General features: G+C 38.8%; 9 protein-coding genes. 5 read left to right on the top strand and 4 right to left on the bottom strand.

Annotation, left to right across the window (positions count from 1 at the left end; all coding sequences use genetic code 11):
* Nucleotides 1–266 precede the first annotated feature (266 nt).
* The 4 genes from QNI15_RS09255 to QNI15_RS09240 all read right to left on the bottom strand — a co-directional run bounded on the left by QNI15_RS09255 (nt 267) and on the right by QNI15_RS09240 (nt 4,982).
* On the bottom strand, nt 267–1,217 hold the full coding sequence (locus QNI15_RS09255) for a glutamate--tRNA ligase family protein (protein WP_314031494.1): 951 nt from the start codon (nt 1,215–1,217) through the stop codon (nt 267–269).
* Between the two features lie 49 nt (nt 1,218–1,266).
* Nucleotides 1,267–1,827 carry an aminoacyl-tRNA hydrolase gene (gene pth, locus QNI15_RS09250; RefSeq protein WP_314031491.1) on the bottom strand — a complete coding sequence of 187 codons (561 nt, stop codon included), beginning with the start codon at nt 1,825–1,827 and terminating at the stop codon, nt 1,267–1,269.
* A 59-nt stretch (nt 1,828–1,886) separates the two neighbouring features.
* Entirely contained in the window at nt 1,887–2,702 is an 816-nt protein-coding gene (locus QNI15_RS09245) for an alpha/beta fold hydrolase (protein WP_314031489.1), read from the bottom strand.
* A gap of 144 nt (nt 2,703–2,846) precedes the next feature.
* On the bottom strand, nt 2,847–4,982 hold the full coding sequence (locus tag QNI15_RS09240; protein ID WP_314031487.1) for a PAS domain-containing hybrid sensor histidine kinase/response regulator: 2,136 nt from the start codon (nt 4,980–4,982) through the stop codon (nt 2,847–2,849).
* 375 nt (nt 4,983–5,357) lie between these two features.
* On the opposite strand from QNI15_RS09240, the gene QNI15_RS09235 reads away from it, so the two are divergent.
* From QNI15_RS09235 to QNI15_RS09215, 5 genes are all read left to right on the top strand, one after another.
* Complete coding sequence (locus QNI15_RS09235) at nt 5,358–5,609, top strand: hypothetical protein (RefSeq protein ID WP_313978724.1); 252 nt, start codon at nt 5,358–5,360, stop codon at nt 5,607–5,609.
* Nucleotides 5,610–5,688: 79 nt separating this feature from the next.
* Complete coding sequence (locus QNI15_RS09230) at nt 5,689–6,378, top strand: TetR/AcrR family transcriptional regulator (RefSeq protein WP_313978726.1); 690 nt, start codon at nt 5,689–5,691, stop codon at nt 6,376–6,378.
* Nucleotides 6,375–7,874: a TolC family protein gene (locus tag QNI15_RS09225; RefSeq protein ID WP_314031485.1), complete on the top strand. Its 1,500-nt coding sequence runs from the start codon at nt 6,375–6,377 to the stop codon at nt 7,872–7,874. The genes QNI15_RS09230 and QNI15_RS09225 overlap by 4 nt, the downstream gene beginning before the upstream one ends.
* 44 nt (nt 7,875–7,918) lie before the next feature.
* Nucleotides 7,919–9,070, top strand: a complete 1,152-nt coding sequence (locus QNI15_RS09220) for an efflux RND transporter periplasmic adaptor subunit (RefSeq protein WP_314000323.1) — start codon at nt 7,919–7,921, stop codon at nt 9,068–9,070.
* Between the two features lie 121 nt (nt 9,071–9,191).
* Nucleotides 9,192–12,668 (top strand): efflux RND transporter permease subunit, encoded by a 3,477-nt coding sequence (locus tag QNI15_RS09215; protein ID WP_314000321.1) that lies wholly within the window; start codon nt 9,192–9,194, stop codon nt 12,666–12,668.
* Nucleotides 12,669–12,746: the final 78 nt, after the last annotated feature.

Raw genomic sequence — 12,746 nt, 5'->3', positions numbered from 1 at the left:
AAAATGAACAGAAATCGAATCGCTTTTAGTTTTGACCATAGTTCCGTTCACTTTTGGTTTTGACTGGAAATGCGGTCAGGTTGAAAAAATATCCGAATACCAGTCATTTTACAAAAATATTTGAACTCGGTTCATTTTTCTGTCTAACCGGAATTCCAGTCATCTCTGTCATTGACTGAAGTTCCGGTTAATTTTTCAAACTATCGAAATACTGGTCACATTTCAGAATTATCAGAGATCTGATACTTTTCATAGTGAATAACTACTCATAGAGTCAGATCAGGAGAAAGTGTTTGGGGTAATTGAAAGTTAAATTGTTGTAACAAATCCTGGGCAGTAAAGATGTCCTCATATGGTATTCCCATACTTCGAGCCAAATTGCGAAAGACAACTCCAGCCTGTACAGAAGTCTCACGCAAAGACCGAACAGACATGGCTCCTGCTGATTTAGACAGTTTTTGCTTAGATACATCCATTACCACAGGATGATGATAAAAGACAGACCCCGAGAAGCTTGTTTGCGCCAACAAACCTGCCATCCAGAGTTGGGCAGTAGTGGAAGGCAACAAATCCTTTCCTCGCACAATACAATTACTACCAAAATACAGATCATCTGCCAGCGAAGCTACCTGATAGGCAGGTTGCCCATTTCGTCGTTTCACTACAAAATCTCCAATCTGTTCTGTTACAGACCTACATTCTACATGAGTGGTTCCCTGATGTAGTTCATTCCAGCAAACATGTGTATCATCAGATACCCACATACGCCATGCACTATCGTTATTATCCAGTGGCAGACGCCGATAACGGCATATATTCGTATAACTACCAAGTTCCTGTATTCTGGTTCGGGAACAATCACAAGCATATACCACAACAGGATCTTTGACCAGTTTAGTCAACAAAGCCTGATACATATCCATTCTGTGAATCTGCGAATAATGATTATTGAAGTCATCCACTCCTTGCGGACCATGATCCCAATCCAGACCAAGCCAGTCTAGCGTTTCAAATATATCTTTGATATACTCATGTCTTACCCGGTCATAATCCAGATCATCAATACGAAGTAGTAAGCTTCCCTGTGTTTTACGAACCAGTAGCCAGGTGATAACAAATGAAAAAACATTCCCAATATGCAGAAAACCACTGGGAGTGGGTGCAATTCGGGAATGAAAAGGTTTTAAAAAATTGCCAGATAACTTTGTTGCGGACATACTAAAGTTTTCTTCAAACTAACATGTCATCAATACAGAGCAGCAGTTTCTAGGAGTTAAACTGTGTCATAGTTTGAGACAATCCTGCTGTACAGAATGAAAATACCGCATCACAGGCCTTATCAATATGCAAAGGCAGTTCCGCAAATTCGTCTTTTGAGAAGTTTCCCAACACATAATCTACCTGTTTGCCTTTGGAAAAGGTGCTGCCAATACCAAAACGCAAACGGGCATACTCTTGTGTCTGAAGTACAGCCTCTATATCTCTGAATCCATTATGGCCACCATGTGACCCTTTACCACGTACACGTATCTTGCCATAGTCCAGAGCCAGATCATCTGTAATAACCAATAGGTTCTCAAGAGGAATCTTTTCGGTTTTCAACCAGTAATTGACAGCTTTACCACTCAGATTCATATAAGTGGTAGGTTTTATGATAATCAACGTTTTTCCCTTGTAACGACCTTCTGCCCGATAGGCCAGCCGATCCATTGTAAAATCTGTACCTATTTTGTCGGCCAGTTGATCTACCACCAAAAAGCCAATATTATGTCGTGTTAATTCGTACTCCGGGCCTATATTTCCTAACCCTACAATCAAATATTTCATGTATCAATAAAGAATAAAAACTGTATGCAAAATAGTATCTTTTCCAGTACAAAGGAAAGTCACCGACTTTTATGTACCGAAAATCCCTTGGTATAATGTTCAGCAACGGCTTCAACCAATCTGTTATGCCCGCTTTCCAGTATAATAAATGTATGATCAGGTATTTTTTGCAGAAATGGACGCATGTTATGTTCTGTAATAATTTTGTCATACTTCCCAATGAACATACTCACTCCTATCTGATATTGTTTAATCAATTCTGCAATATGGTTCATGTCAAAAGCTAGTTCCTTAAAAACTATCCACGAAAAGTACACTCTGTGACGTTTTTCACGAGTATTCATCTGACTTTGAGCAAATCGCACTACACCCTTGTCTACCACACGCAAACGTCTCATCCAAAGTGCCAGTTGTTGAAACCGACGAGGTCGTATCACAACACCTCTGAAAGCTTTTTTTGCCCAGGAAGGGTAGGTAGCCAGGCTATACCAAAAGTTAGTTTTCACTCCATCAGGTGCAATCAGAATTAGTTCTTCTATTCGCTCAGGAAAACTTTCCAAGGTTGCCAATGCAAACTTTCCACCCATACTAAATCCTAGGACCGAAAATTTGTCAATCTTTTCCTGGGTAAGAAATGTCTCTACCAATTCTTTCCAATGTAGTTTTGAGAGCAGATTCTCCTTGTGTCCCCACACACTTTGGCCATGAAAAAACAAATCAAATGAGTAGACAGTAAACTGCTCACTAAGTTGCTGCACAAGTACATCCATATTCCGGAGTGTCTGACCAAATCCGTGAAACACCCATAACACACGTTTTCCGGAACCTGTACAGGTATAATGTAGCGACGAACCACCAAAAGTAAAATCGGACATTAGAAGTCAAAATCAGGCAGTAGTAAAGATGTGGCAAAGATAACATCTTCTAATTGAATGATACTATAGAGGAATCTAGCCGAAAAATAAAACGCTCCCAAAACTTTTTGGGAGCGTTTTATTTTCCAGTTCAATAGAAGAACCTTATTTAATCAGCTTTAGATTTTTCTCATTGAGCTTTTCTTTTAGTTCAGTATAGACCTCCTCACATACCCGCTCCACATGGTTGCATAGTTGTACAACCTCAATCAGATGACTTTCCTGTGCAGCATAGGTCTCCAGTTGTCGAATCACGGATTCCAATTCAAAAATACCAATGGTAGATAATGAAGATTTCATTTTATGGGTAATATACCTCAAATCCATCCAGTTGGCATTCTCACAAGCCTTTTTAAGCTTTTGTACAAATTGAGGCATCTGACGCAGAAATAACCGAATCATATCTGTTATAAACTCCTGATTATTGGCAGAAATTTCTTCCAGATATTGGAGATTTACATATCCATTGTTTCCAGGTAACACAGATGGTGTGAAAATGGGACTTTCATCAGACTGAGATCCTTTCATAGAAAACTTTAAAATCTTCAGGTATAAATCACGGGGATCAAATGGTTTGGTAATAAAGTCATTCATGCCAGCATCCATTACCTTACGTCTTACATCCACCATGGCAGATGCAGTCAGTGCTACAATAGGAATATTTCGATACGGATAGTCCATATTGTAGCGTATATAACGGGCAGCTTTGTATCCATCCATTTGGGGCATCTGCAAATCCATCAACACCAGACTAAAAGTACTTTCTCTCAGCTTTTCAATAGCTTCAATCCCATTTTCTGCAATATCCATTCTCACTCCCCATTTCTCCATAAACTTTTTTACAACCAATTGATTCATTCGATTGTCTTCTACCAACAATACCTGTAAGTTATCGAGAGACTCTGTAGATGCTTCAATTGTATTTCCACTGGGAACAGGAATAACAGGTGCTGTAAGATGAGACTTCTCAAAGGTAAGTAATACTGTGAATGTAGATCCCAATCCTATCTTACTTTTCACCTGAATAGTTCCACCCTTCAACTCGACCAGTCTTTTAGTAATAGTAAGTCCCAGTCCTGTACCACCATATTTACGGGTAGTCTCATGCGAAGCTTGGGTAAAACTTTCAAAGATAGTGCTCAGTTTATTAGCTGGAATACCAATACCTGTATCTGTAATTTTAAACTCAATAGTAATCGTATCTTTTTTCTGGCTCACCATCTGAGCTTTTACTTCTACAAAGCCCTTCTCCGTAAATTTAATAGCATTGCTGACCAGATTAAGGATTATCTGATTCAGTCGCAACGGATCGCCCACTACAGTAGCTGGCAAGCGAGGATCTGTTTCTATCAGCAAACGCAGATTAGATTCTCTAGCCTTATAAGCCAAGCTCTTCTCTATGCCACGAAAGATATCATCCAGTTTAAAATCAACATTTTCAAAAGACACCTTACCAGACTCTATCTTTGAAAAATCCAGGATGTCATTGATAATAATCATCAAGCTATCAGCAGAGTGTTTGATAGCCTGCAGGTGTTCGACCTGATTAGGAAGTGGATTTTCATCCAGAAGCAGATGAGACAGACCAATTACGGCATTGAGTGGTGTTCGTATTTCATGACTCATTACAGACAAGAAATGCTCTTTGGCCTTTACAGATTCTTCAGCCATTCGCCTTGCCTGAATCAATGTTTCTTCAGCCTGTTTGGCCTCTGTCATATCCCGGGCCACACCCTGAAAACCAACCACCCAGTTGTGTTCTGCATTAAGTTGCAAATGCACATTATTTCCGATCCAGGCTGTTTTTCCATCTCGTGTAAGACACTTAAACTCAAGATATGTATCTATGATTCTTTCTTCAAACTGTCGTTTGTAAAAGTCCCGCACCATCTCACGATGCTCTAATGCAACTACATCTGTGAAATGTAATTGACGAATCTCCTCTTCTGTGTAACCAAACCGCTGGCATGCTACCGGATTGGCATAAATCAGATAACCTTCTGCATCACATCCATAAATCAGATCAGTTGTACATTCAACAATCTGCCGATATCGAGCTTCGTTAAACTGCAGTTTCTGTAGCAAAGACTGTTCAGATACTTCTTTCTCTTCCCTATCTGAAATCTTTTCATATGTCTTACTGATTTCCAACAATAAACCGCGTAGCTTCTCGTCTATCAGGTAATTATTGTCCAAATACTTTTTGATTTGTTCGTCCAGTACGGAATGAAAAATACCCATAGCTATATAGCAAAACCATCTTCCTGAAAAAAAGAATTGAAATATAGATAAAATATAGAAACTGGTCAACTCCTTTCCTAACAAATCGGCGATGTATATTTTTCTTACTGATAAAAAACAGGATTTCGATGTATTGTCTAACAAAAAACACAACAAAAAACTTTTACCACAAAAATAGTTTCCAGAGTACACCATTCATCTGATAGAAATAACGGTTCATCCGAAAAAATAGCAGTTTCGTCAAAAAATCCCATCGGAAACTTTTTGTAACGAAAAAGTTTCCATAGTTTTGTCAGTACATAAGTAATAGTAGTTCTGATTATTTCACAGTATCTTCTTTTACAACCATACCATACATTTTTTCCATACAAAACTATGAACATTATTAATGAAAAACTCCGCCACATTCTCATAGACTTTGAGATTGACGATCGGTTAATCCCTGATGAGGCTCTATTTTCCGATGATTTAGGCATTCCCTACCGAAAGATCATTAAGCTTTCCAAACGAATCGAAAAAGGCTTTTCTGTAAAGGCACCTGTATCTCCACAACACAACTGGAACAGCATTGCCGACATACGGAATTACCTTTACACACACATTCACTATTCAGAGTCTGATTGTTAAATAAAAATTAGTATATGTACACTAAGGCCGATTCAGGAGAGTCAGCCAGATACCCAATTGATCAGAAGGAAGTAAGACCATGATTAGAAAATCTGTTGGCCAAAGCGAAAGTGACTTTGCAGAAAAGAGAAATGACGAAAGAGAAGACAAAGACAAAGAAATCCGGGAAAGGATTTTAACAGGAGCAGAAGAACTCTTTCTTCAATATGGATTCCGGAGTATTACCATGGACGAAATAGCAAAACATCTGGGTGTATCCAAAAAAACAATCTATCAGCATTTTGCCGATAAGGATGAGATTGTGTGCCACTGCATCGAAAATCATCTGGACTATGAAAAATGTACAGCCAATGAGATCTGGGCGAAAGTATCCAATCCGGTAGAAGAGTTTGTTATAGAGGCTCAGCATCTGAAGTTTACCACTCATAACATACACCCTACTATCCTGTTTGAATTAAAAAAATATCATCCCAAAGCCTGGGCTATTTTTCAGGAACACAAAGAGAAATGGATACTACAATCCATTATTGACAATCTGAAGAAAGGAATGGAGATGGGATTTTACAGATCTGATATTGATCCTGATATACTGGCACGCCTACGAGTGGAACAAATAGCGATGGGGTTTGATCCTACTATTTTTCCAGGACAAGAGTTTGTGCTAAAAAAGATACAACTACAACTACTGGAACACTTCCTGCACGGCATCCTCAGTGATAAAGGGCGGGAGTTTCTTAACCTTTACCTACAAACGATTAATGAACAATGAAAACCATTCTCCGACTACTTTTTACATTTACCGGCTTCCCTTTTACGGTTGGCCGCTGGCAGTTAACAATAGCGAGTCTATTGCTAGTGTCAGTTGCCAGTCAGGCACAAACCAGCTATTCGCTTCAACAGGCTATTGAGTATGCATTGCAAAATAGTACAACTGTAAAAAATGCACAACTAGACATAGAAACTGCCAATGCACGTATTGGTGAGACTCGCGCTACCGGATTACCACAAATTAGTGGACAAGTTCAATTGCAACACAACTTCAGAATACAACAATCCATATTGGATGGCCGAGCTAGTAGTCCATTCACAAGCTTTGCATCAAGCTCAGATCCACTAGCTCAGCATATTTATGATCAACTCAAAAAAAATGGTACTGTAACAGAATATATTCCGGCACCACAAGCTCCTCCTAATCTAGACACTGTCTATCACTTTGCATTTGGTTTAAAGAATAATGCAGGAGTATCAGTGACAGCTTCGCAATTAATTTTTAGTGGCTCTTACTTTGTAGGCCTACAAGCAGCAAAGGCTTATCGTAAGTTCAGTGACAAAAGTTTGAACAGCGCTAAAATTACAGTAGTAGAGAATGTAACCAAAGCATATTATGGGGTTCTGGTTAATCAGGAACAATATGATCTGGTAAAGGTTAATGTAGATCGCATAGAGAAGCTTCTTAATGAAACTCGGGAATTCAATAAAAATGGGTTCGTAGAGAAAATAGATGTGGATAGAATAGAGGTACAAGCCAATAATCTAAAAGTGCAACTACAAAATATTGAGAGATCATTAAATCTGACGACAAATGCATTGAAGTTTCAAATGAACATGCCTCTCAATGAGAATATAGTTTTGACAGAGAAACTTGCTGATTTAACAAATACAACATTCACTCCAGTTGCTACTGAAACAGTAAATTATGATCAACGCATCGAGTATACTCTACTACAGCAACAAAAAGAGCTTAATTTACTGGATTTGAAAAATATACAGGCAGGAAGATACCCAACATTAGCAGCCTCTTTTACCACAGGTTATAATCCTGCTGCAACTCGTTTGAAAGATATTACACAATCTAATCGTTGGCTTAATTACTCTTTTCTGGCGTTCCAGCTCAATGTACCCATATTTAGTGGCTTTGGTAAAAATTATCAGGCACAACAGAAGAAGATTGCAGTTAAGAAAACTGAGAATGATATCACACAGCTTAAGAGAGCAGTTGATTTCCAGGTTCAGCAATCAAATGTTACACTTCAGAATGCATTGGAAAGTTTAAAAATGCAAAAACGCAATTTGGATCTGGCACAGGAGATTGTTCGAGTAACCCGGATCAAGTATCAGCAAGGCGTAGGATCTAACATTGAGGTTATCAATGCAGAAGCCTCTCTGAAAGAAGCTCAAACCAATTATTATGCAGCTCTCTATGATGCACTTATTGCCAAAGTAGATCTGGATAAAGCAACTGGAGATCTGTACAAAGTTCAATAAACACCCATACAATTCTGATATAACTATACAAATTGACTTTATATATGAAAAATACGATCATAAAAACCAGTAAGACCTCACTTTTAGCAGCCACTACACTTTTAGCAGTAGCTTGTGGTTCAGGAGGAGACAAAAAGGCAGAACTTGCTAAATTAAAAGAACAAAAAGCAGAGCTTGAAACTAAAATTGTAGCACTGGAGAAGGAGCTGGGAACAAATAAAACGGATAGCACACGCATTACCACTGTAATGACAACTACTGTACAACCACAAACATTCAAACATTTTGTGGAAATACAGGGATCTCTTGACTCTCGCAACAATATCAACGTAACCCCTAAAATGGGTGGCAATGTAACTCAGGTATATGTAAAAGAGGGAGACTATGTAAAAGCTGGACAAGTACTGTTGGTTACGGATGATGCCACACTTCGGCAGAATCTGGCACAATTACAGACTGGATACGAACTAGCCAAGACAACATTTGAACGTCAGGAAAACCTTTGGAAACAGCAAATAGGTTCAGAGATTCAATACCTTCAAGCTAAAAATCAAAAAGAAGGGGTAGAACGCCAGATAGCTACTCTGCAAACACAGATTGCTATGACACGGGTTACATCTCCTATCAATGGAACTGTAAACGCAGTCAATGTAAAGATTGGTGAGATGGCTGCCCCTGGCGCACCTGCTGTTCAGGTTGTGAATCTGGCTGAGATGAGAGTAAAAGCGAAAGTAGCAGATGCGTACATCAACTCCATTAAAGTAGGTGATCCTGTGACTGTTAAGTTTCCGGATATTGATGAAGAAATTCAGGCTCGTCTTACCTTTGTTGGTCAGGTAGTTAATTCGATGACCCGTACTTTTGATATTGAAATTAGTGTTCCAAACAAAGACAATAAGTTTAAGCCAAACTTGTTAGCTGTGGTTAACATCAATGATAAAACCAAAAATAACGCTCTGGTAATTGACCAAAATCTGGTACAAAATACAGAATCAGGTAATATCATATACGTTGCGGCTAATGAAGGTGGAAAGACTGTTGCCAAAGCTAAAAAAGTGACTCAAGGACTTTCTTACAATGGTAAAGTCGAAATCACATCAGGATTGGATGCAGGTAGTCAGCTTATTACTGTTGGAAGTCAAGACCTTGTAGACGGTCAGGTAATTAAAGTTAATCAGCAAGTTGCCAGCAAGTAAAGATAATGTAAAGATTTGATTCGAGCTCTTTCAATCATCTTTACAACTTCCTGATGTTACAAGCAAGTTACAGTTCTTCTGTACTTTATAACTTACGAATATACTCTTACCATATTATATTATGGCACAACATACTCATAAACCTGAGATAGATCAGGAAGAAAAATTTAAACGGTTTAAGCCGACAGAGTGGTTTATTGAGAATAAAACCACAATGTACGTCATGACAGCCATTATCTCTTTGGTTGGGTTCTTTACTTATTCCAGTTTACCCAAAGAGAACTTTCCGGATATTGTACTTCCGCAGTTTACCATTCAAACTGTGCAATTTGGTACAAGCCCGGCCGATGTTGAAAACATTATTACCAAACACATCGAGAAACAGCTAAAATCAGTAAAGAATGTAAAAAAGGTAACCTCAACTTCGTTAGAAGGGTTTTCACTGGTTATAGTTGAGTTCAATACAGGTATATCCATTTCTGATGCCAAGGATCTGGTTCGTGATGCAGTAGACAAAGCACGTCCGGATTTACCTACAAAGCTAGATCAGGAACCTCAGATACAGGAAATCGAATTATCTGAGATCCCGATCATGAATATTAACCTGGCAGGTAACTATCCGTTGCATAAACTGAAAGACTATGCAGAGGATATGGAAGATGCGATTGAAGAGCTACCAGAAATTAACCGGGTAGATATCGTAGGGGCTCTTGAAAGAGAATTTCAGGTGAATGTAGATATATTCAAGATGCAAGCAGCTGGTATCACATTTAATGATATTAACCAGGCAGTAGCAGCTGAAAACATCAACATCTCAGGAGGTGAATTAAATACATCAGGAGTACGCCGGACGTTACGGGTTGCAGGAGAATTCAAAAATGTACAGCAAATTGAAAATGTAATCGTTCGTTCTGCTCGTGGAAATGCGAAATTCCTGAAAGAAATCGCGGATGTAGCAGATGGATTCAAAGAGAAACAGGATTATGCCCGATTGGATGGAAAGACAGTAATCACACTAAACGTAATTAAACGTGGTGGTGAAAACCTGATCTCTGCCTCTGAGAAGATAGAAGAACTCATTAAAGATTTTGAAGAACATAGATTCCCTGAAGGTTTATCGATAACAGTTACAGGCGATACATCTGAACGTACCAAGAATACTTTAAATGACTTAATTGCAACGGTTATTTTAGGTTTCATCTTTGTGGTGTTTGTATTGATGTTCTTCATGGGTACTACAGATGCGTTCTTTGTGGGACTATCTGTACCTCTGTCGTCTTTGATGGCATTCTTGATTATCTCAATCATTGCATGGATTAATCCGGACCTCAAATTTACACTCAACACGGTAGTAATGTTTGCATTCCTGCTCGCTTTGGGTATAGTAGTGGATGACGCTATTGTGGTAATTGAAAATACACACCGTATTTTTCATGATGAGAATCTGTCAATTAAACAAGCAGCTAAAAAGGCTGCAGGTGAGGTATTTGCACCTGTGTTGAGTGGAACATTAGTAAACGTAGCACCTTTTATCCCATTGCTATTCTGGCCTGGTATAGTAGGTGAGTTTATGAAATATCTGCCTATTACATTGATTGCAACCTTATTTGCCTCCTTGTTTGTGGCCTTTGTAATGAACCCTGTGTTTGCTGTTGACTTTATGAAAAACACAGAAGATCATAAAGCGAATAAAGGTTTCAAACCATTGATTCGTCCGCTTATCATCATGGCAGTACTGGCAGTACTGGGTTATATGATACATGTAGGTGCAGGTAATTTTATGCTCTTTGTAATTGTACTATATGTAGCCAATCATTATCTGTTTAATCCGATGATCTTTGCTTTCCAGGATCGTTTCTTACCTAAGTTAAAGAACGGATACAGAAGATTGCTTTCATTTGCTTTGATAGGATATAGATCTTGGCTATTTATTCTGGCCTCTATCGTTGTGCTTGTTATCTCATTTGTGGTAACAGGTATTATGAAACCTAAAGTTATTTTCTTCCCTAGCGGTGAACCTGACTTTGTGTATGTATACAATAAGCTACCTGTAGGTACTGACGCTGCTGTTACAGATTCAATAACCCGAATAATTGAAAAAAGAATTGCAGAAGTGACGACTCTTCCCAATGGGCATCGCAATCCGGTAATTCAATCCATTATTACCAATGTGGGTGTGAATGCGGGTGATCCTCAAAATGCAGCGGATCGTCAACCTGCATCCTACAAAAGTAAAATTACGATTGCGTTTGTAGACCTGAATGAGCGTATTGGTGTATCCACAACAGAAATCATGGAAGCCATCAGTGCAAAAGTAAAAGGCATTCCAGGTACAGAAATCTCTGTTGAACGTGAACGTAATGGTCCACAAACAGGTAAGCCTATCAGTATAGAAATTGCTGGGGAGGACTTTAATCAATTATTGAAAATAGAGAAAGAAGTTCGCGATGGTATCAAAAAGAATGGTATTGAAGGTATTGAGAACCTGAAGTCTGATCTGGTGATGAACAAACCTGAGATCATCATTGATATCGATAAAGAAAAAGCAGAAAGAGAAGGTATCTCTACTCAAACAATTGCTCTATTTGTACGTACTGCACTCTTCGGAGCAGAAGCTACTAAGTTCAGAGATAACAAAGATGAATATCCGGTTCAGATCCGTGTAAAAGAGAGTCAACGGAAACAGATTGAAACGTTGTTAGCTATGCAAATAGGTTACATGGATATAGCAACAGGAGGTTTCCGTCAGATCCCTCTCAACTCAGTGGCCAATATCCATTATGGAACTACGTTTAGTGGTATCAATAGAAAAGATCAGGAACGCCTTATCACACTGGGTTCTGAAGTAATGCCTGGTTACAATGCCAATGAGATTGTCGGTGCGATTAACAGTCAGGTGCTTTCCAGTCTTACTCTACCAGAAGGATATAGTGTAAAAACAGCAGGTGAGCAGGAAGACCAAAAAGAAACTCAGGATTTCCTTACCATAGCATTCCTTACGGCAGTTGGTTTGATGTTCTTTATCATGGTGCTTCAGTTTAACTCTATCACCAAGCCAGTTATCATTTTTGCTACAATTGTATTTAGTTTGATAGGTATACTACTAGGTTTCTCCTTAACAGGTATGACTATTTCCATTATTATGACAGGTGTTGGATTTATAGCGCTGGCAGGTATAGTTGTAAAGAATGGTATCATCCTTATGGAGTTTATTGAAGAGTTACGCATGCGTGGTGAAGACCTGAAGACAGCCATTGTGGATGGAGGTGCTACTCGTTTAACACCTGTAATCCTAACGGCATCTGCAGCAATACTTGGCTTGATTCCTTTAGGTGTAGGACTGAATGTTGACTTCGCCGGATTATTTACTCGCTTTAATCCTAATATATTTATTGGAGGAGAGAGTTCTGTCTTCTGGGGACCATTGGCCTGGACAATCATTTTTGGATTGTTAGCCACAACATTCCTAACACTGGTGATTGTACCTTGTATGTACTATAATGTAGAAAAGATCAAAGACCGTTTCTTAAAAAAATCAGGCGGAAGAAGATCTGGAGTTGTGACACATACTCCAGCCACTGAAGTTCCTGCCGAATAATTTTTCCCATTCTGAAATAACGCAAAAACTCGTAGCTAATGGCTACGAGTTTTTTTATTTGTCTTCAATTCTCCAATA

Origin of the sequence: Xanthocytophaga flava (assembly GCF_030068545.1) — a bacterium.
GTDB lineage: Bacteria > Bacteroidota > Bacteroidia > Cytophagales > 172606-1 > Xanthocytophaga > Xanthocytophaga flava.
This window is presented reverse-complemented; position numbering and strand designations above follow the sequence as displayed.

Excerpts from the sequence above, each read along its gene's own strand:
- QNI15_RS09255 (WP_314031494.1), bottom strand. The coding sequence starts at position 1,217 with ATGTCCGCAACAAAGTTATCTGGCAATTTTTTAAAACCTTTTCATTCC.
- pth (WP_314031491.1), bottom strand. The coding sequence starts at position 1,827 with ATGAAATATTTGATTGTAGGGTTAGGAAATATAGGCCCGGAGTACGAA.
- QNI15_RS09245 (WP_314031489.1), bottom strand. The coding sequence starts at position 2,702 with ATGTCCGATTTTACTTTTGGTGGTTCGTCGCTACATTATACCTGTACA.
- QNI15_RS09240 (WP_314031487.1), bottom strand. The coding sequence starts at position 4,982 with ATGGGTATTTTTCATTCCGTACTGGACGAACAAATCAAAAAGTATTTG.
- QNI15_RS09235 (WP_313978724.1), top strand. The coding sequence starts at position 5,358 with ATGAACATTATTAATGAAAAACTCCGCCACATTCTCATAGACTTTGAG.
- QNI15_RS09230 (WP_313978726.1), top strand. The coding sequence starts at position 5,689 with ATGATTAGAAAATCTGTTGGCCAAAGCGAAAGTGACTTTGCAGAAAAG.
- QNI15_RS09225 (WP_314031485.1), top strand. The coding sequence starts at position 6,375 with ATGAAAACCATTCTCCGACTACTTTTTACATTTACCGGCTTCCCTTTT.
- QNI15_RS09220 (WP_314000323.1), top strand. The coding sequence starts at position 7,919 with ATGAAAAATACGATCATAAAAACCAGTAAGACCTCACTTTTAGCAGCC.
- QNI15_RS09215 (WP_314000321.1), top strand. The coding sequence starts at position 9,192 with ATGGCACAACATACTCATAAACCTGAGATAGATCAGGAAGAAAAATTT.